At 66.7% G+C, this 17,421-nt stretch carries 21 protein-coding genes and 2 pseudogenes; 13 read left to right on the top strand and 10 right to left on the bottom strand.

Annotated elements, in window-relative coordinates; genetic code table 11:
* Nucleotides 1-108: 108 nt before the first annotated feature.
* The gene (locus tag KHY18_RS18875) at nt 109-1,767 is read left to right on the top strand and encodes a hypothetical protein (protein ID WP_213303393.1); all 1,659 of its coding nucleotides are present in this window, start codon (nt 109-111) and stop codon (nt 1,765-1,767) included.
* A gap of 22 nt (nt 1,768-1,789) precedes the next feature.
* On the opposite strand, the gene KHY18_RS18870 is transcribed toward KHY18_RS18875, so the two are convergent.
* The 3 genes from KHY18_RS18870 to KHY18_RS18860 are packed head-to-tail and all read right to left on the bottom strand — an operon-like array spanning nt 1,790 to nt 3,783.
* Entirely contained in the window at nt 1,790-2,257 is a 468-nt protein-coding gene (locus KHY18_RS18870) for an OsmC family protein (protein ID WP_213303391.1), read from the bottom strand.
* Between the two features lie 60 nt (nt 2,258-2,317).
* The gene (locus KHY18_RS18865) at nt 2,318-2,854 is read right to left on the bottom strand and encodes an isochorismatase family protein (protein ID WP_213303389.1); all 537 of its coding nucleotides are present in this window, start codon (nt 2,852-2,854) and stop codon (nt 2,318-2,320) included.
* A gap of 59 nt (nt 2,855-2,913) precedes the next feature.
* Entirely contained in the window at nt 2,914-3,783 is an 870-nt protein-coding gene (locus tag KHY18_RS18860; protein ID WP_213303439.1) for a LysR family transcriptional regulator, read from the bottom strand.
* Nucleotides 3,784-3,894: 111 nt separating this feature from the next.
* Here KHY18_RS18860 and KHY18_RS18855 point away from each other — a divergent pair, with 111 nt between their 5' ends.
* Nucleotides 3,895-4,935, top strand: coding sequence for an NAD(P)H-quinone oxidoreductase (locus KHY18_RS18855; RefSeq protein WP_249729228.1), 1,041 nt, complete (start codon nt 3,895-3,897; stop codon nt 4,933-4,935).
* 31 nt (nt 4,936-4,966) lie between these two features.
* On the opposite strand, the gene KHY18_RS18850 is transcribed toward KHY18_RS18855, so the two are convergent.
* Together KHY18_RS18850 and KHY18_RS18845 are read right to left on the bottom strand one after the other, a co-directional pair.
* A complete protein-coding gene (locus tag KHY18_RS18850; RefSeq protein ID WP_213303387.1) occupies nt 4,967-5,947 on the bottom strand; it encodes a Bug family tripartite tricarboxylate transporter substrate binding protein in 981 nt (326 codons plus the stop codon).
* Between the two features lie 66 nt (nt 5,948-6,013).
* On the bottom strand, nt 6,014-6,688 hold the full coding sequence (locus KHY18_RS18845) for an RraA family protein (RefSeq protein WP_213303385.1): 675 nt from the start codon (nt 6,686-6,688) through the stop codon (nt 6,014-6,016).
* A 150-nt stretch (nt 6,689-6,838) separates the two neighbouring features.
* On the opposite strand from KHY18_RS18845, the gene KHY18_RS18840 reads away from it, so the two are divergent.
* Both KHY18_RS18840 and KHY18_RS18835 read left to right on the top strand, forming a co-directional pair.
* Nucleotides 6,839-7,696, top strand: coding sequence for a sulfurtransferase (locus KHY18_RS18840; RefSeq protein ID WP_213303383.1), 858 nt, complete (start codon nt 6,839-6,841; stop codon nt 7,694-7,696).
* Nucleotides 7,693-8,391: a GntR family transcriptional regulator gene (locus KHY18_RS18835; RefSeq protein WP_213303380.1), complete on the top strand. Its 699-nt coding sequence runs from the start codon at nt 7,693-7,695 to the stop codon at nt 8,389-8,391. The genes KHY18_RS18840 and KHY18_RS18835 overlap by 4 nt, the downstream gene beginning before the upstream one ends.
* Before the next feature lie 8 nt (nt 8,392-8,399).
* On the opposite strand, the gene KHY18_RS18830 is transcribed toward KHY18_RS18835, so the two are convergent.
* From KHY18_RS18830 to modA, 3 genes are read right to left on the bottom strand one after another with little or no spacing between them, the layout of a single operon-like run.
* A complete protein-coding gene (locus KHY18_RS18830; protein ID WP_213303377.1) occupies nt 8,400-9,080 on the bottom strand; it encodes an ATP-binding cassette domain-containing protein in 681 nt (226 codons plus the stop codon).
* Between the two features lies 1 nt (nt 9,081).
* On the bottom strand, nt 9,082-9,735 hold the full coding sequence (gene modB / locus KHY18_RS18825) for a molybdate ABC transporter permease subunit (protein ID WP_213303374.1): 654 nt from the start codon (nt 9,733-9,735) through the stop codon (nt 9,082-9,084).
* A gap of 15 nt (nt 9,736-9,750) precedes the next feature.
* Nucleotides 9,751-10,515, bottom strand: coding sequence for a molybdate ABC transporter substrate-binding protein (gene modA / locus KHY18_RS18820; protein ID WP_213303372.1), 765 nt, complete (start codon nt 10,513-10,515; stop codon nt 9,751-9,753).
* A gap of 122 nt (nt 10,516-10,637) precedes the next feature.
* Here modA and tsaA point away from each other — a divergent pair, with 122 nt between their 5' ends.
* Entirely contained in the window at nt 10,638-11,126 is a 489-nt protein-coding gene (gene tsaA, locus KHY18_RS18815) for a tRNA (N6-threonylcarbamoyladenosine(37)-N6)-methyltransferase TrmO (protein ID WP_213303369.1), read from the top strand.
* Nucleotides 11,127-11,139: 13 nt separating this feature from the next.
* On the opposite strand, the gene KHY18_RS18810 is transcribed toward tsaA, so the two are convergent.
* Nucleotides 11,140-11,352, bottom strand: a complete 213-nt coding sequence (locus tag KHY18_RS18810; protein WP_213303367.1) for a TOBE domain-containing protein — start codon at nt 11,350-11,352, stop codon at nt 11,140-11,142.
* 96 nt (nt 11,353-11,448) lie between these two features.
* Nucleotides 11,449-12,936, bottom strand: coding sequence for a MocR-like pyridoxine biosynthesis transcription factor PdxR (gene pdxR, locus KHY18_RS18805; protein WP_213303365.1), 1,488 nt, complete (start codon nt 12,934-12,936; stop codon nt 11,449-11,451).
* A 104-nt stretch (nt 12,937-13,040) separates the two neighbouring features.
* On the opposite strand from pdxR, the pseudogene KHY18_RS18800 reads away from it, so the two are divergent.
* The 8 genes and pseudogenes from KHY18_RS18800 to KHY18_RS18765 form a co-directional block, all read left to right on the top strand.
* A pseudogene (locus KHY18_RS18800) lies at nt 13,041-13,163 on the top strand (benzoate transporter); the annotation flags it as partial.
* Nucleotides 13,164-13,230: 67 nt separating this feature from the next.
* Nucleotides 13,231-14,046, top strand: a complete 816-nt coding sequence (locus tag KHY18_RS18795; protein WP_213303363.1) for a YggS family pyridoxal phosphate-dependent enzyme — start codon at nt 13,231-13,233, stop codon at nt 14,044-14,046.
* Nucleotides 14,043-14,753 carry a glutamine amidotransferase gene (locus tag KHY18_RS18790; RefSeq protein ID WP_213303361.1) on the top strand — a complete coding sequence of 237 codons (711 nt, stop codon included), beginning with the start codon at nt 14,043-14,045 and terminating at the stop codon, nt 14,751-14,753. Before KHY18_RS18795 ends, KHY18_RS18790 begins: the two co-directional genes overlap by 4 nt.
* 17 nt (nt 14,754-14,770) lie before the next feature.
* Nucleotides 14,771-15,076, top strand: a pseudogene (locus KHY18_RS18785) (aminotransferase class III-fold pyridoxal phosphate-dependent enzyme); the annotation flags it as partial.
* Entirely contained in the window at nt 15,045-15,212 is a 168-nt protein-coding gene (locus tag KHY18_RS18780) for a hypothetical protein (protein WP_213303445.1), read from the top strand. The pseudogene KHY18_RS18785 and the gene KHY18_RS18780, both read left to right, overlap by 32 nt.
* On the top strand, nt 15,205-16,518 hold the full coding sequence (gene glyA / locus KHY18_RS18775) for a serine hydroxymethyltransferase (protein WP_213303359.1): 1,314 nt from the start codon (nt 15,205-15,207) through the stop codon (nt 16,516-16,518). The genes KHY18_RS18780 and glyA overlap by 8 nt, the downstream gene beginning before the upstream one ends.
* Before the next feature lie 104 nt (nt 16,519-16,622).
* The gene (locus tag KHY18_RS18770; protein ID WP_213303357.1) at nt 16,623-17,021 is read left to right on the top strand and encodes a BLUF domain-containing protein; all 399 of its coding nucleotides are present in this window, start codon (nt 16,623-16,625) and stop codon (nt 17,019-17,021) included.
* Between the two features lie 76 nt (nt 17,022-17,097).
* Nucleotides 17,098-17,406 (top strand): ArsR/SmtB family transcription factor, encoded by a 309-nt coding sequence (locus KHY18_RS18765; protein ID WP_213303353.1) that lies wholly within the window; start codon nt 17,098-17,100, stop codon nt 17,404-17,406.
* Nucleotides 17,407-17,421 lie beyond the last annotated feature (15 nt).

Here is a 17,421-nt window from a genome sequence, read left to right as displayed (position 1 = left end):
CGGTCATGAAAACGATAGCCCGAAGTTTCTTTGCTTTGGTTGCAGGTCGCGAGTTTTTGTGTTCCGGCAATAGAATTTGCCTGTCACGACCACTTCAGGACCCACCGCATGCACTTCGCTTCGCACCCCGCCTCCTTGCCCGCTGTGCGTCCCCTGTTGCTGTGCAGCCTGATCGCCTGCCTTCATGCCTGCGGAGGCGGCGGTGAAGCCGATGGCAACGGTGGCGCTGATGGCGGCGCCAGCCCTGAGCCGGCGATCACGCTGTCGGGCGCGGTGCTGATCGACCAGGCGGTGCGCAATGCCTTGGTGTGCGTTGACCTGAACGGCAACGATGTCTGTGATGCGGCCGAACCCAGCGCCGCGCCCACCGGCAGCGACGGCAAGTACACCCTCACCTACCAGCCCGCCGATGCGGCCGCGGCCGCCGCTTTCAACAAGGCGCCGGTCTTGGCCCGCGTGACGCCCGAATCGGTCGATGCGGCCAGGCCCGGCAGCCCGGCTGCGATCAAGACATTCCACCTTTTCGCCCCTGCCGGCAAAGCCGCCCAGATCAACCCGTTGACCACGCTGGTGCAAACGGCCGTCTCCAGGAACATTGCACTGGACATGGCCGAGCGCGTCGTGGCGCGCCAATTGCGCCTCACCGTCGACAAGCTCTACGACTACCAGGGCGATCGCGGCGCCGACCCGGTCCTGCGGTTCCATACGGCGCTCAGCGCAGCCAAGGTCGTAGCCCACGCGCTGGAACTGGACGCCGACCTCGAGGTGCTCAGAAGCGGCGCGCCAGCCGTGCCGTCCCATCACCTGGAATTTCTCGATTACCGCGATGCCGGCAACTATGTGGCCTACGAGCGCAAGTCCGACGGCGTGTTCCCAGGCAACGGCTATGTCCGCCACTTCAAGACACGGGCCGGCAAGTCCAACGGAGTGGACATCACCGCCGAGGCCTTGTACCCCTCTGTCACGCTGACCAGCAGAGGCTGGACACGCTGCGATACCTATTGGCCCGACCTGACAACGGTGGGCAGCCCGGCGCTCAACTTGCTGTGCAACGAGTCGACCACGTTCCTGACCTTCCTGTACAGGACGCTGTACATCGGTGGCAAGCCCATGGACGAGGCCGTGAACACCGTGCGCGCCGGAATCGCCGCGCTCGATGAGCGCGCCATACGCCATGAGCGCTCCATCGAGATGAACCCCTCCGTGCTGGGCAATACCAGACTGCCCACCGATGCGCTGGCGCACGCCGTGGTATCGGTGCAGATGAATCGATCGCCGGCATTCATCGCCAACACGGCCGCCGACCGTTTCGATTTCGCCACTCTGGAGTCCATGATCTCCGCGCGCCCGGCCAGCGCTGTGAATCTGTCGACGCCGGCCTCGGTGCAGGCCACCACCGTCGGCGCGGCCGGTGCCGTCGACGCCAGCCATGTGCTGCGCGTGGCCTTCGTGGACGCCGCCACCGCCCAGTTCTACCGCTGCGTAGCCACTGCGCCGGCCTCGTCCGATCTGGGCAGCTGCAGCGCGCATTCGCAAAGCGCATACAGCATCTCCACCGTCAAAGGCGTGCGCCTGCTGAACTTCGCCGATTTCCCCGGCAAGGCGTTTGCGCAGGGCGAGGCCCGCGGCTATACGGAATACGACGGCAATGTGTTCGTGTTCCGCGAGCCCGCAGCCATTGGCGATGAAGGCCAGGCCGTCAGCTATTCAGTGCGACTGAACGGGGCGGCCTGGAATGCGATGAAGTCGGCCCTGGGAATCAACTGAAGGGCGTGTTGCCCCGGCCCACTCAATCAGCGAAGCTGAACGTGGGCTCGCAGGTCACGGGAAAATTCACGGAGCGCGCGATGAAGCAGACTGCGTGAATCCTGCCATGGATGGCGCGGGCCACGGCCTCGTCGCTGCCGCTGCGAAGAACAATGTGGGGGCGCAGAACGGCCGATGTGAACCGCCCTGCACCGCCCGGGCCGACCTCACCCAGGCCCATGGGCTGGTCCTCATAGCGCGTGACCACCACGCCGTCCACGGCCGCGTAATGCAGGTACCACAGCATGTGGCAGGCGGACAAGGCGCAGAGCAACAGGTCCTCGGGATTCATCTTGGCCGGATCGCCGCCCAGCAAGGGATCGTTCGAGCAATGGATCACCGGCTTGCCGGCAATGGCGATGTCCCAGGTTCGATCATAGGAACGGTAACCCGAGGTGCCTTCACCGCGGTTGCCGGTCCAGACGATGTTCGAGACATACTGGTGCGCCATGGGTTCTCCGGTCGTTGGTGCGAGTGCGCGAAATTATGGGCGAAAGGCCGGCCGCGGCCGCTAGGCGAAGCCCAATTCGTCGGACGGCACGGCCGAAATCTTGGGGCCGAAGCTGGTGATATTCGAAAGCGTCGCATTGTGATGGGTGCGAATCATCGCCGCCGACGCATGCGCCTTGTCATGGGTGGTGTGTGCATCGGCGACCACTTCCACGGGGTAGCCCAGCGCCGCGGCGCGGCGCACGGTGGCGTCCACGCAAAACTCCGACGCGTAGCCGGCTACGGCCAGGGAGTCGATGCCCAGACGTTCAAGCACTTCGCCAAGATCGGTTCCATGAAAGGCGTCGGGCGTCTTCTTTCTGACCAGCACATCACTGGCGTGCACATCAAGGCCTGCATCCAGCTGCCAGCCCGGCGACTGGAACCTCAATGCCCCGTCGTTTTCGTGCTGCACCCATAGCACCGACGTGTTCGCCGCCCTCGCACGGCGCGCGAGCGCGTTGATGCGCTCGATGATCTGCGCGGCCTCGAACGGCGCGGGCTGCGTGGCGAAAAGGCCTTGCTGGACATCGATGACTATCAGGGCTTTCTTGGCCATGGGTTCCCTTGGGTGCGGTGCTGCAGCATTCTGCCTCGGATCGCGCTGCCCCGCCCCCGTTACTGCGCTTCGATCGCCGCCGACAGGAACTCCGCCGTCGCCCTGACCCTGGCCGTGCGCTGCAGATCGGGGTGCATCACCTGCCAGACTTCGTAGTCGTTGGCGCGCCGGCGCTGGGGCCAGATGCGCACCAGGCCTTCGCGCTCGCCCATCCACAGCGGCATTTCGCCCAGGCCCACGCCCGCGGCCACGGCCTTGCGCGTCAGCAGGCTGGAGCTCACGCCCATCGCCACGCGCGCCTGGCGCGCGGGCACGCCGGCCATGGTCAGGAAAGGCTCGCGCTCCAGATGAGGGCCGTAGGCGACGAGGTGGTGGCCGCGCAGTTCGTCGTCGGCAAGGGGCGCGCCAAAGCGGTCCAGGTAGGCCTGGCTCGCGAACAGGCCCACGGGCCACGAGACCACGCGGCGCACCACCAGGTCGGGTGTGTCGGGGCGCACATTGCGAAACGCGATGTCGACCTGGCGGCGGCTCAGGCTCAGCAGCTGGGTCGAGACTTCAAGGTCGACGCGGATGTTCGGCCAGTGCGCCTGCAGGCGTTCTATCGCGGGCAGCAGCAGGTCGATGGCGATCGAGTCGGTGCTGGTCACGCGCACCAGGCCGCCGGGGTTCTCGTCCTGGCCTTCTATCTTGCTGCGCAGGTCCAGCGCCGCGCTTTCCATGCGCCGCGCGGCGGACAGCGCGACTTCGCCGGCCGCGGTGAGCAGATAGCCGTCCTTGGAACGCAGGAACAGCTTGGCGCCGAGTTCCGCTTCCAGCGCGTTGAGGCGCCGGCCCACCGTGGCCTGGTCCACGCCCAGGCTGCGCGCCGCCGAGCGCAGGGAGGGCGAGCGCGTCAGCGCGAGAAAGATGCGGGTGTCGTCCCAGTTCATAGGCCATGGAGTGATGCAGATTTGCATCACTGTAGAGCGAAATCGCTGCATTTCAAAGGTCTGTCAACGGCGTAACCTTCAAGGCATTCACCCGTTTCAGGAAAGACGCCTATGTCCACCGTTTTGAACTCCGCCACCGCTGCGAAAAAGCAGACCATGCAAGCCATTGTTTTCGACGACTTCGGCGGCCCCGAAGTGCTGGTCAGCCGCGAGCTCGCGCTGCCCGAAGTGCGCCCGAATGATCTGCTGGTGCGCAACGCTTCGATAGGCGTCAATCGCGCCGACGTCCTGCACCGCAAGGGCGCCTATGGACGCGCCCACTTTGGCGATGGCGACACCACGGGCCTGGAGATTGCGGGCACCGTGATCGAAGTCGGTGCCGAAGTCAGCGGCTTTGCCGTGGGCGACCGCATCATGGGCATCGTCGGCGGCGGCGCCTATGCGGAGATCTCGCGCATCGATCACCGCATGGCCATGCATGTGCCGGCGAGCCTGAGCCTGATCGACGCCGGCGCCGTGGCCGAAGTGTTCGTCACCGCGCACGAAGCGCTGTTCCACCTGGCGCGGCTGCAGGCCGGCGAGTCGGTGCTCATTCATGCGGCGGCAGGCGGCGTGGGCTCGGCGGCGGTGCAGCTGGCCCATGCTTTCGGCGCGCGCGTGTTCGCCACGGCCAGCGGCGAAAAGGGCGAAGCCGTGCGCGGCTTCGGCGCCGACGTGGTGATAGACCACCGCAGCGAGGACTTCGCGGCCGTGGTCGCCCAGGCCACGGACGGCAAGGGCGTGGACGTGGTGATCGACTTCATAGGCGCGCCGTATCTGGAGCGCAATGTGCGTTCGCTGGCGTTCGGCGGGCGCATGGTGTCCGTGGGGCTGCTCGGCGGCGCCGCGGGCGCCACCTTGCCCATGGACGCCGTGCTCTATCGCCATCTGCAGATCTTCGGCACGGTGATGAAGACGCGCCCGCCCGAGGTGAAGCAGGCCATGGTGCAGCGCTTTGCCCAGCAATGGCTGCGTGCGCTGGCCGACGGCACCCTGCGCGCCGTGATCGACAGCAGCTACCCGCTGGACCAGGCCGCGCAGGCGCACGCCCGCATGGAATCGGGTCTCAATGTGGGCAAGATCCTGCTGCTGCCGGGCGACGCCGGGCGCTGAAAGTGCGCGGCGGCGGTCTGACGCCCGGCCCTCACTCGGACCGAATGCCCGCGTCCTGCGCGGCCTTGGTCCATTTCTGCACTTCGGCGCGCACAAAGCTGGCGAAGGCCGCGGGCGAATTGCTGACCACGCTCGCGCCGCCCTCTTCTATGCCCTTGACCACGCTCGGATCCTTGAGCGCCTTGCGCACGGCCTGGTTGATTTTCTCGACCACGGGCTGGGGCGTTCCCGCGGGCGCGAACAGTCCGGTCCAGCTGGTGAACACCACGCTGGGGTAGCCCGCTTCGGCCGTGGTGGGAACATCGGGCAGCAGCGACGAGCGCTTGTCGCCGGTCACGGCCAGCGCGCGCAGGCGGCCGGCGCGAATCAGGTCGGGAACGCTGGGAATCGACGGCGAGGCAATCGAGCCTTCGCCTGCGACCACGGCGCGCACGGCTTCCATGGGGCTGCGGTAAGGCACATGGATCATGTCGAGCTTGGCCTGCATGCGCAGCAGCTCGATGGTGAAGCGCGAGCCGCTGCCATTGCCGGCCGACGCATAGCTCAGGTGCCCGGGCTGGGCCTTGGCCGCGGCGACGAACTCCGACAGCGTATTGATGCCCGACGCCGGGTTCACGACCAGCGCCAGCGGCGAGTCGTTGAGCTGCGAGATAGGCGCGAAGTCCTTGACCGGGTCGTAGGCGAGGTTCTTCTCGGTGCCAGACAGCAGGCCGTGGGTGCTGACCGAGCCTATCAGCAGCGTATAGCCGTCGGGCCGGGCGCGCGCCACGGCCTGGGCGCCGATGATGCCGCTCGCACCCGCGCGGTTTTCAACCACCACCGACTGGCCGAGCTGCTCGCCCAGCGCCTTGCCCACCAGGCGCGCCATGATGTCGGCGACCGAGCCCGGCGATTGCGGCACGATCAGGATGATGGGCTTTTCGGGAAAGCTGGCCGCGAGCGTGCCGGCGGACAGCAGCGACACCAGGGCCGCCGCAAGCAGGCGCTTGGCGCCCAGGGAAATTTTCGTCATGTGAACTTTGAAGAGGAAGGGGGTAAGGCGCGGGCCCGCCACGGCCCGCGTGCGGCAAGGCCGGCTTCAGCTGCCTTGCGCGATCGCCTGGTCGACCCAGCCGCGCGGCCAGGTGCCGGCGGCGATCTGCTCTATCCACAGCGCTTCGGTGGCGACATGGGCCAGCGCCTTGTCGATCACGGGCGCGGCGTCGGCGCGCGGCAGCACGATCACGCCGTCGGAGTCGCCGACGACCAGATCGCCCGAAGACACCGACACATTGCCCGCGGCGATGGGGTAGCCGATTTCGCCCGGGCCGGACTTGAACGGGCCGTTGGGCGTGACGCCGCGCGCATAGACAGGAATCGGCAGCTCGGCCAGGCCTTCGATGTCGCGCACCGCGCCGTCGATGACGATGCCGGCGATGCCGCGCGAGACCGCGTAGCGGCCCATCATTTCGCCCAGCAGCGCGTTGTCGAGCACGCCGCCGCCGGAGACGACGATCACGTCGCCGGGCAAGGCGATGTCGAGCGCCTTGTGCAGGAACAGGTTGTCACCGGGGCGCACGCGCACCGTGAACGCCGGGCCGGCGGCGCGCAGCGCACGCGCCGAGTAATTGCGAAAGCCGCCGGGAAAGCTGAACAGACGGTGCGACACGTCGCCGATGACGGCCGTGGGAATGTCGCGCGCTGTTGCAGCAAGTGCTTCGGGAATGCGCACGAAGTCGGTTTGAATGCGCCAGCCGAGTTGTTGTTGGGCCATGGAATCCATCTTTCAAAACAAAGTAGGCCGCAATTTTGTTTCTAGATTGTTTTTTCACTAAGAAGGTTTTTCGTCTATGCATAAGCGAAAAATGTCAAAGTCGCTGCCGGCAAAGCGGAGAGAATGAGAACAATCCAAGGACAAAAAGACATGACCACCTCGCTTCTGATCACCCCCCAGCAACTGCAGACCGCACTGTCCGACGGCAGCCAGGTCGTGGTGTTCGACTGCAGCTACGAGCTGTCCGACGCCTCGGCCGGCAAGAAGGCCTATCTCGACGAGCACATTCCCGGCGCGCTGTTCGCCGACATAGGCGAAGCGCTGAGCAGCCATGGCAGCGAAAGCGCTTCGGGCGGGCGCCACCCGCTGCCCACGCGCGAAGCGTTCGCGCAATGGCTGTCGGCCCGGGGCGTGGCCAACGATGCGCTGGTGGTGGTCTATGACCGCCACCGCGGCAACTTCTGCGTGCGGCTGTGGTGGATGCTGCAATGGCTGGGCCACGACCAGGTGGCGGTGCTCGACGGCGGACTGCAGGGCTGGAAGGCCGCGGGCGCGGCGCTGGCTTCGGGCGAGGAGCCGGCCAGGGCGGCGACGCCGTTCGAAGTGCGGCCCGCGCTGGTGCGCCTGGTCTCGGCCGATGAAGTGCAGGCCCGCCTGGGCGAGGCCGGCCGCGTGCTGATCGACGCGCGCGGCGCCGACCGTTTTCGCGGCGACCACGAGCCCATGGACGCGATCGCCGGCCATATTCCCGGCGCGATCAACCGCCCGTTTTCGCAGAACCTGCGCGCCGACGGCACGTTCAAGCCCGCCGAGGAACTGCGCGCCGAGTTCGAGGCGCTGCTGCCCGACGCCCGCACGGAAATCGTCAACTACTGCGGCAGCGGCGTCAGCGCCACGCCCAACATCTTCGCGCTGCGGCTCGCGGGCCTGGGCGATTCGGGGCTGTATGCGGGCAGCTGGAGCGACTGGAGCCGCCGCCCCGGCGCACCCGTGGCCACCGGCGCATGACGGCGCCCGCCAGCCGGCGCGGCTCGGCCGACGATGTCTACGCGCTGCTGCGCAAGCGCATCACGCTGGGTGTCTACGGGCCCAACTTCCGGCTCAAGGAGTTGTCGCTATCGGAAGAGCTGGGCATCAGCCGCACGCCGATACGCGCGGCGTTCCAGCGGCTGGAGCAGGACGGCTTCATCAACGCCGTTCCCAACCGCGGCGTGATCGTCGCGCCCTGGACCGACCGTGACAACGACGAAGTGTTCGATCTGCGCATACAGCTGGAGTCGCATGGCGCGGCGCTGGCCGCCGAGCGCCGCGACGACGAGCACCTCGCGAGCCTGCAGCAACTCAATGCCGAAATGGGCCAGTTGATTACCGGGGGCTCGGAAGACTTTCGCTCCGACATGCAGGACATCAACCGGCGCTTCCACGAAGCCGTGGTGCGCGCGGCCTGCTCGCCGCGGCTGGCGCAGATGGTGCAGGGGCTGCTGAGCACGCGCCGCGTCACGGGCGCGTTCTTCTTCTATTCCGACGACGAGTTCGCGGAGAGCCTCGAAGACCACCAGGCGATCACGCGCGCCATAGAGCGGCAGAACGCGGCGCTGGCGCGCACGCTGATGGAAAGCCATATCCGCGTCACCTGGGAGCGGCTGCAGAACCAGCGCAAGGCCGCGGTGCGCGCCGATGCGCAGGCGGCGAATGACCAGTAAGCCTGGGCTCAGGCGGCCGGCGCGCCGATGACGCGCCCGGCGTCTATCTGCACCACCGACTGCGCCAGCGCTTCCACATCGCTGGGGTCGTGCGTGACCAGCAGCGTGGGCACCTGCACGCGTTCGAGCATTTCCGCGAGTTCCGCGCGCAGGCGTATGCGCAGCTGCGTGTCGAGCGCCGACAGCGGCTCGTCGAGCAGCAGCAGCTGGGGCTGGGGCGCGAGCGCGCGCGCCAGCGCCACGCGCTGGCGCTGCCCGCCTGACAGATAGCGCGGCAAGGCACCGCGCAGCGCCTGCAGATCGAACTGCAGCACCAGCGCATCGATGCGCGCCTGTTCGGCGTCGCTGGCACGCTTGCCGTGGCGGTACAGGCCGAAGGCCAGGTTCTGCTCTACGGTCATGTGGGGAAACAGCGCGTAGTCCTGGAACACCAGGCCCACCTGGCGCTCGCGCGCGGGCAGGTCGATGGCGCTGGCGCTATCGAGCAGCGCCCGGCCCGCCACGCGCACATGGCCGCGCACCTGCGACGCAAGCCCGGCGATGGCCATCAGCACCGTCGACTTGCCCGAGCCCGAAGCGCCTATCAGCGCCGTGCGCGCGGTCTGCGAGACAAAGCGCGCGTCGAGCACAAAGCTGCGGCCCGGCGAGTGCAGCGTCGTCTGTACGTGGAGATCGAGAACAGGATTCATATCAATGCTTGGCCTGCAGCATCCGGCCCGAGACCACCAGCACCACCACGCAGACCACGGAGATCACCAGCGTGAGCCACAGCGCCTGGGCGTCGTTGCCGGCCTGCACTGCGTCGTAGATGGCGATCGACAGCGTCTGCGTCTTGCCCGGCAGATTGCCGGCGATCATCAGCGTTGCGCCGAACTCGCCCATGGCGCGCGCGAACGCCAGCATCAGCCCGGCGGCGATGCCGCGCACCGCCAGCGGCAGCGCGATGCGCAAAAAGATCTCGGCCTCGCCCGCGCCCAGCGTGCGCGCCGCGTGCAGAAAGCGGCCGTCGACATCTTCGAAGGCCGCGCGCGCGGCCTTGTAGATCAGCGGCAGCGAGACCAGCGAGGCGGCGATCACCGCGCCCTGCCAGGTGAACATCAAATTGATGCCGAACCAGCGGTCGAGGTACTGGCCCAGCACGCCGTTGCGCCCTATCACCACGATCAGGTAGTAGCCCAGCACCGTGGGCGGCAGCACCATGGGCAGCATCAGCAGCGCGTCGACGAAGTTCTTGCCGGCGAAGCGCCGCTGCGACATCCACCAGCCCAGCGCAATGCCGATCGCACCGGCCAGCAGCGTTGCGAGCAGTGCGATCTTGAGAGTCAGCCAAAGAGGAGCAAGCAAGGCGGCAGATTCCGGTCAGGGCTTGGAGAAGCCGAAACCGTCAAGTATCTGCTGGCCGGCGTCGCTGCGCACGAAAGCGATGAATTCCTTGCCCAGTGCGGCGTTCTTGCTGCTCGCGACCTGGGCGATGGGGTAGCTCACGGGCGTGGTCGTGGGCACCGTGAGCGCAATGCGCGTCTTGTCCTTTTCGATCAGCGCGTCGGTGCGGTAGACGAAGCCGGCGTCGACTTCGGCGCGCGCCACGTAGTTCAGCACCTGGCGCACGCTTTCGCCGTAGATCCACTTGGATTCGAGCGCGGCCGTGAGGCCGGCTTCCTGCACCGAAGCCATGGTGTAGCGGCCCACGGGCACGGAACTCGGCGTGCCGGTGGAGATGCGCTTGTAGCCCGCGCCGCCCAGATCGGCGAGCTTTTGCGGCACGGCCGTGGCGCTCGCGGGAACGATCAACACCAGCGTGTTGCGCGCGAAATCGGCGCGCGAACCCGCGGCCAGCAGATTGGCCTTGGCCGCGCGGTCCATGGTTTCCTGGTCGGCCGACGCGAACACATCGACGGGCGCGCCTTGCTGAATTTGCGCCAGCAGCGGGCCGGAGGCCGCGAAGTTGAATGTGACTTTGGCGCCGGGACGGGTCTTCTCGAACGCCTGGCCCACGGCCTGGAAGGCATTGGTCAGACTGGCAGCGGCCGAGACCACGACTTCCTGCGCGTAGACAGCGAAGGAGCCCAGCGACAGGGCGGCGATCAGGGTGGCTTTACCGAGCCAGCGGGAAGAAGCGTGCATCTCAGGTCCTTTGAAAAACGCTATTCTAAAATGGAATAACGAAGTCGCGACAAAGTGTTTCCGATGCCCTAGCAGCCCGCTCGGTTTGATTTCCGGGCGCGATCACCCAACGAAAAGCTCCCATGCCCCAGCCCTCACCCATCGAAGTACACGCCATAGGCGTGGTGCGCAGCCCGTTCAAGACCACGACCGGCATGCCCATACAGACCGTTGCCGCGGCCGGCGCGCCGGCCTGTCTCGACGTATTCCCCGCATACGCCGCCGGACTCAGGGACATCGAAGGCTTCGAGTACCTGTTCCTGATCACCCATCTGCACCAGGCCACGGAAAAGCTCGAAGTGATTCCGTTCATGGACACGCAAAGCCATGGCGTGTTCGCCACGCGTGCGCCCGCAAGGCCCAATCGCCTGGGGCTGTCCATCGTGCGGCTGCTGCGCGTGGAAGGCAACTGCCTGCACTTCGAAGGCAACGACATGCTCGACGGCACGCCGGTGCTGGACATCAAGCCCTATGTGCCGGCGCTCGATGTGCGCAGCACCGCGCGCATAGGCTGGTTCGAACAGGGCTTGGCGAAACTGCCGACGACGCTGTCGGACGATCGCATGCGCTGAGGCCGCAGCGCGCTCAGTCGTCGACGCCTATCATCACCGACGAGGCCTTGATCACACCGTAGGCGACGCCGCCTTCCTTGAGGCCCAGCGATTGCGCCGAATTGCTGGTGATGGTCGATGTGATCTGCACGCCAGGCGCGATTTCCAGCGTGACTTCGGTGGTGACGGGGCCACGGACGATGCCGACGATCTTGCCGTTGAGAACATTGCGTGCGCTGATTTTCATGGGCTGCTCCAGAGTTGGAAAACCCCAGCATAGAACACGCGCGCCAACGCCGCTATCAGGCGGCACGCCTTTTAGCGGCTAAAGAGCGATCACCGCTCACAGCGCCGCCAGCACCTTGGCCAAGGTTCTGACGGCGCTTTCGAGTTCATGCGGCGCATGCGCGGCAAAGCCCATCAGAAAACCCGCGCCCTGCCGGCCCGAGGCGTGCAGCGCCGACAGGCCTTGCAGATCGATGCCCGCGCGGCGCGCGGCGTCCACCGCTGCGCGCTCGGGAAGGTCGCGAACGAACACGCAAGGCATCTGCATGCCGCCGGCCGGCACGCGCGGCGTCACATACTCGGACAGGTGTTCGCGCACCAGCCGCGCGAGCACGTCGCGCCGCTGCGCATAGACCGCGCGCATGCTGCGCACATGGGCGCCGAAATGCCCGCCTTCGATGAAGCGCGCGAGCGTGAGCTGGGGAATCGGCGCGCTGTGGCCGTCGAGCAGCGTGCGCGCCACGGTCATGGGCGCGACCAGCGCCGGCGGCAGCAGCAGGTAGCCAATGCGCAGCCCGGGAAACATCGACTTGGTGAACGTGCCTATGTAAAGCGTGCGCGCGTGCGCATCCAGCCCCTGAACGCAGGACGTGGGCTTGCCCGCGTAATGGAACTCGCTGTCGTAGTCGTCCTCGATGATCCAGCTGTCGTTCTGTTTGGCCCATTCGATCACCGCCAGCCGCCTGTCGAGCGACAGCGTGGTGCCCGAAGGAAACTGGTGCGATGGCGTGAGAAACACCGCGCGTGGCGCGGCGCCGCTCGCCTGGCTGGCCGCGAGCAGCTGCTCCACGCACAGGCCGTCGTCGTCGAGCGGCACGGGCACGCAGTCCAGGCCCGCGGCGTCGAAGGCCTTGCGCGCGCCGTGATAGACCGGGTCTTCGATGAAGATGCGCTCGCCCGCATCGAGCAGCACCTGGGCGCACAGCGTCAGCGCCTGCTGGGAGCTGGTCAGCACCAGCACGCGCTCGGGCGTGGCGCGCGCGCCGCGTTCCAGATTGATGTGGTCGGCGATCGCGCAGCGCAGCGCCTCCATGCCCTGCGGCGGGCTGTGCAGCAGCGCGCGCGTGCCGTATTCCTTGAGCACCTGGCGCTGCAGCCGCTCCCAGGTCGCGAGGGGAAAGCTGCGCGTTTCGGGCACGCCGGGCGCGAACGCGCGCGGCGCGAGAAAGTCGCGCACGCCGCCGCCCGCGAACATCGCGCTGCCGCGCGCGCTCAGCCGCGCCGCGCTGCGGCCTTGCAACGGCGGCGACTGGCCGCTGCCCGGCAGGCGCTGCGCGCGCTGCGACACAAAGCTGCCGCTGCCCACGCGCCGCTCGATGAAGCCTTCGGCGTCGAGCTGGCCATAGGCCGACTCGACGGTGTCGCGCGACACACCCAGCGACTTGGCGAGCGCGCGCGAAGCCGGCAGCGGCCGGCCCACTTCCAGCGCGCCATCGAGTATCAGTTGGCGAATCGCGCGCTGCACGCGCGCGCGCAGTGGCAAGGCGCCGTGGGCGGGGTCGGTGATCCAGGCCTTGACGGATTCCAGCGGGGCGTGCTTGAACAATTGGTCTGTATCTCTATAGAAAAGTGGCATGGAGTATCAGGCCATTTCAAAACTATAGTTTTTTACGCCCTATTCCTGTTTTCCTGTTTCAGCAGCTCCCGGCCATGTCCTGTGTCTCTCCCCCCTCTTCTGCTCGTTGGAACGATCTGCTCCACCCCGTTGTCGCCGGCCTGATCTCGGTCATCGTCAACTACGGCGGCACGTTCATTCTGGTTTTCCAGGCGGCCCATGCCCTGCTCAACGGCCGCTGGCCCGCGCGCGCCAGCGCATCTTTGCCCAAGGAAGCGAACTGACATGACCCTGCCCGACGACACCCCCACCCGCCATGCGCAGCACGGCCTCTATCCCGAAGCCCTTACGGTGCCGGACTTCGAGCGCAATCTGGCGGCGGTGCAGGCGCGCATCGCCGCCGCCTGCCGCCGCGCGGGCCGCGACCCGGCCGGCGTGCGCCTGCTGCCAGTGAGCAAGACCAAGCCCGCGTCCAGCCTGCGCCTGGCGCATGCGGCCGGCTGCCGCATGCTGGGCGAAAACAAGGTGCAGGAAGCGCATGGCAAATGGCAGGCGCTGCAGGACCTGGGCGATCTGCAATGGTCGGTGATAGGCCATTTGCAGACCAACAAGGCCAGGCTGGTCGCGCGTTTTGCCAGCGAGTTCCAGGCGCTAGACAGTTTGCGACTGGCCGAAGCGCTGGAGCGCCGGCTGCAAGCCGAAGGCCGTTCGCTCGACGTCTTCGTGCAGGTCAACACCTCGGGCGAAGCCAGCAAGTACGGGCTGGCGCCCGAACAGGTGTCCGACTTCATTCAGGCCCTGCCCGCATTTCCGGCGCTGCGCGTGCGCGGGCTGATGACGCTGGCGCTGTTTTCCAGCGACGCCGAGCGCGTGCGCCAGTGCTTTGTGCGGCTGCGCCAACTGCGCGCGCGCCTGCGCCAGGACCTGCCCACGGGACTGGCGCTCGATGAATTGTCCATGGGCATGTCGGGCGACTTCGAGATCGCGATCGAGGAAGGCGCGACCGTGGTGCGCGTGGGCCAGGCGATTTTCGGCGCCCGCCCCCTGCCCGACAGCCATTACTGGCCAGACCAACCCCGCCCCCAGGAGACCCCCGCATGAAAACCGCCATCGCCCTGCGCCATCTGGATTTCGAAGACCTCGGAACCTTGGCCCCCCTGCTCGCCGCGCGCGGCTATGCGCTGCGCTATCTGGACGCCGCGAGCGACGATTTGCGCGCGGCAGACATCGCCGGCGCCGATCTGCTGGTCATGCTGGGCGGGCCCATAGGCGCGTTCGATGAAGCCCTCTATCCGTTTCTGGCCGACGAACTCGCACTGATTCGCCAGCGGCTGCAAAGCCGCCGCCCGCTGCTGGGCATCTGCCTGGGAGCGCAGCTGATCGCGCGTGCGCTGGGCGCCGCAGTGAAAAGCATGGGCGTCAAGGAAATCGGCTTTGCGCCGCTGGCGCTCACGACCGCGGGCCAGGGCTCGGCGCTGGCCGCGCTGGGCGATGTGCCGGTGCTGCACTGGCATGGCGACCGCTTCGAGATACCCGCGGGCGCGACGCGGCTCGCGGCCACGCCCGTCTGCGACCACCAGGCGTTCAGCCTGGGGCGCAATGTCCTCGCGCTGCAATGCCATCTCGAAGCCGACCCGGCGCGCATGGAACGCTGGCTGCTGGGCCATGCCTGCGAACTCGCCCAGGCGGGAATCGACCCGCGCGCCCTGCGCGCCGCGGCGCTTTCCCTGCAATGGGACTTGCCGCGCGCCGCGCAAGCGGTGTTCGCCGCCTGGCTCGACGGGCTCGATGAACCCGCCCCCACTTGATCCACGCATTCGACCCCATGACCACGACCTCGCCCCACCTGATGCGCGCCTATGCGCGCCAACCGGTCTCCTTTGTGCGCGGCAGCGGCGCGCAGCTATGGGACGCCCAGGGCACCGAATACCTGGACGCCATCGCCGACGTTGCCGTGACCAGCCTGGGCCATGCCCACCCCGAAATTGCCGCCGCGATCGCCGCGCAGGCGGCCACGGGCAATCCCGAACGGCACGCGGGCTTCGCGCCATTGCTGCCGGGCTTTGCGCGCCTGCCTTATGACGACATAGACGCAGTGCATGCAGCAGTTGCTGATCACCGTGACCCAGTGCAGCGTGATTCGCCTGCTGCTGCCGCTCATCTGCGACGAACGCCAGATCGACGCCATCGTGGCGCGCATCGCCCAGTTGCTTTCAGCGCGCCGCCGCTGCCCAAATTCCCCAGAAAAGGTTCTCTGCCATGTATGACTCCGCCCTGACCATTGACGCTTTCGACCCAGAACTCGCGCAGGCCGTCGCCCACGAAGAACGGCGCCAGGAAGACCATGCCGAACTGATAGCGTCCGAGAACTATGCGAGCCCGCTGGTGCTGGCCCAGCAGAACTCGGTGTTCACCAACAAGTACGCCGAAGGCTATCCGGGCAAGCGCTACTACAGCGGCTGCGAGCATGTCGATGTCGCCGAACGCCTGGCGATAGAACGCCTCAAGACGCTGTTCGACTGCGACTACGCCAATGTGCAGCCGCATGCGGGCGCCCAGGCGAATGCCGCGGTATTCCTCGCGCTGGCCCAGCCCGGCGACACGGTGATGGGCATGAACCTGGCCCAGGGCGGCCACCTGACGCATGGCAACCCGTCGAACTTCTCGGGCCGGCATTACAAGGCCGTGCCGTATGGCCTGGACCCGGTGACGGGGCTGATCGACTACGAGGCGATGGAACGCATCGCGCTCGAAACCCGGCCGCGCATGCTGATCGGCGGCTTCTCGGCCTATTCGCGCCACAAGGACTGGGCGCGCATGCGCGCCATCGCCGACAAGGTGGGCGCGATGTTCTGGGTCGACATGGCCCATGTCGCCGGCCTGGTGGCCGCGGGCGAATACCCGAACCCGCTGCCCCACGCGCATGTGGTGACCAGCACCACGCACAAGACGCTGCGCGGGCCGCGCGGCGGCATCATTTTGGCCAAGGGCCAGGACCCGGCGTTCTACCGCAAGCTCGACTCCGCGGTCTTCCCCGGCATCCAGGGCGGCCCGCTGATGCAGGCGATCGCGGCCAAGGCCGTGGCGTTCAAAGAGGCTTTGCAGCCCGCGTTCAAGACCTACCAGCGCCAGGTGGTGACCAATGCGCGCGCCATGGCCGCGGCGGTGCAGCAGCGCGGCTACAAGATTGTCTCGGGCGGCACCGACAACCATCTGATGCTGATCGATCTGTCGGCCAAGCCCTATACGGGCAAAGACGCCGATGCCGCGCTGGGCGCGGCGTACATCACCGCGAACAAGAATTCGGTACCCAATGACCCGCGCTCGCCTTTCGTCACTTCGGGCCTGCGCATAGGCACGCCCGCCGTGACCACGCGCGGCTTCGGCGTGGCCGAGTGCGAGCAGCTCGCGGGCTGGCTGTGCGACGTGCTCGATGCGCTCGAAGCCGACGCCGCCACGCAGACCGCGGTGCGCGAGCGCGTGCGCCCCCAGGTGGTGGCGCTGTGCCGGCGCCATCCCGTGTACCGGCAAACGCATGCCGCGCGCCTGAGCGAAATTGAAACAACTGTATAAAACAACAGATCAAGCAAAAAGAAGGCTTTATCATGGATACCTGCGCGCCCCTTGCCGATGAGCGGGCGCGCAGAAATCGCCCGAAATCCCCACCAAAGGTCGCCTTGAATTCCAATCTGTATTGCATTCTCTACCATAGCCAGCTCGCCCCCAGCGCCCCCATCAGCTGCGTTGCCGACATCGTCAAGACCGCGCGCGGCTTCAACAAGGACCATGAGATCACCGGCATTCTGGTGTTCGATGGCCAGCGTTTTTTCCAGTATCTCGAAGGCCCCAAACAAGCGGTGACGGGCTTGGTCACGGTCATTGCCACGGACCCGCGGCATGTCGAATTCAGGCTGCAGCACCAGGGCGAACGCATGGAAGAACGCATGTTCAGAAACTGGTCCATGGCTTATGTGCTGGTCGACGATTCGGAACCGCTGGCCGATCTGGATGCCATCGAGGGCGAGTCGGCGATGAACAAGCTCAAAGCCTTGATTCCCATGCTCGATATCGCCTGAAGGCGCAGCGCGGTTTCCGATAGACTTCCTTGATCGCACCAGGTCGCTATCGTTTGCCCAGGAGTAGGCTTTCACCATGAATTCGCCAGAGATTGAAGACGACAGCGTCTTTGAAAGTGCCGCCGAGCTTTTCAAGGCCATGGCCGCGCCCATGCGGCTGAAGATCATCAGCGCGCTGTGCAATGGCGAGAAGAACGTCTCGGAGCTGCGCGCCGAGATCACGACCACCCAGCCCAACATGTCCCAGCATCTCAATACGCTGTACCAGGCCGGCATTCTGGGGCGCAGGCGCGAAGGCGTGAGCATCTACTATTTCATCGCCAACGAGAAAGTCGTGCAGATGTGCCGCACCATCTGCGTGCAGATCGCGATCGACCAGAACTGAAAGCTCGCAGCAACG

Source organism: Acidovorax sp. CCYZU-2555, assembly GCF_018413525.1.
Lineage (GTDB): Bacteria > Pseudomonadota > Gammaproteobacteria > Burkholderiales > Burkholderiaceae_C > Comamonas.
The sequence above is the reverse complement of the archived record's forward strand: the minus strand, read 5'-3'. Positions and strand labels throughout refer to the sequence as shown.

Coding starts and splice junctions, on each gene's coding strand:
- KHY18_RS18845 (WP_213303385.1), bottom strand. CDS start 6,688: ATGGCCCAACAACAACTCGGCTGGCGCATTCAAACCGACTTCGTGCGC.
- KHY18_RS18810 (WP_213303367.1), bottom strand. CDS start 11,352: ATGAAAATCAGCGCACGCAATGTTCTCAACGGCAAGATCGTCGGCATC.
- KHY18_RS18780 (WP_213303445.1), top strand. CDS start 15,045: ATGCAGCAGTTGCTGATCACCGTGACCCAGTGCAGCGTGATTCGCCTG.
- KHY18_RS18790 (WP_213303361.1), top strand. CDS start 14,043: ATGAAAACCGCCATCGCCCTGCGCCATCTGGATTTCGAAGACCTCGGA.
- KHY18_RS18850 (WP_213303387.1), bottom strand. CDS start 5,947: ATGACGAAAATTTCCCTGGGCGCCAAGCGCCTGCTTGCGGCGGCCCTG.
- KHY18_RS18870 (WP_213303391.1), bottom strand. CDS start 2,257: ATGGCGCACCAGTATGTCTCGAACATCGTCTGGACCGGCAACCGCGGT.
- KHY18_RS18865 (WP_213303389.1), bottom strand. CDS start 2,854: ATGGCCAAGAAAGCCCTGATAGTCATCGATGTCCAGCAAGGCCTTTTC.
- KHY18_RS18795 (WP_213303363.1), top strand. CDS start 13,231: ATGACCCTGCCCGACGACACCCCCACCCGCCATGCGCAGCACGGCCTC.
- KHY18_RS18830 (WP_213303377.1), bottom strand. CDS start 9,080: ATGAATCCTGTTCTCGATCTCCACGTACAGACGACGCTGCACTCGCCG.
- KHY18_RS18835 (WP_213303380.1), top strand. CDS start 7,693: ATGACGGCGCCCGCCAGCCGGCGCGGCTCGGCCGACGATGTCTACGCG.
- KHY18_RS18765 (WP_213303353.1), top strand. CDS start 17,098: ATGAATTCGCCAGAGATTGAAGACGACAGCGTCTTTGAAAGTGCCGCC.
- tsaA (WP_213303369.1), top strand. CDS start 10,638: ATGCCCCAGCCCTCACCCATCGAAGTACACGCCATAGGCGTGGTGCGC.
- glyA (WP_213303359.1), top strand. CDS start 15,205: ATGTATGACTCCGCCCTGACCATTGACGCTTTCGACCCAGAACTCGCG.
- KHY18_RS18860 (WP_213303439.1), bottom strand. CDS start 3,783: ATGAACTGGGACGACACCCGCATCTTTCTCGCGCTGACGCGCTCGCCC.
- KHY18_RS18875 (WP_213303393.1), top strand. CDS start 109: ATGCACTTCGCTTCGCACCCCGCCTCCTTGCCCGCTGTGCGTCCCCTG.
- KHY18_RS18855 (WP_249729228.1), top strand. CDS start 3,895: ATGTCCACCGTTTTGAACTCCGCCACCGCTGCGAAAAAGCAGACCATG.
- KHY18_RS18840 (WP_213303383.1), top strand. CDS start 6,839: ATGACCACCTCGCTTCTGATCACCCCCCAGCAACTGCAGACCGCACTG.
- modA (WP_213303372.1), bottom strand. CDS start 10,515: ATGCACGCTTCTTCCCGCTGGCTCGGTAAAGCCACCCTGATCGCCGCC.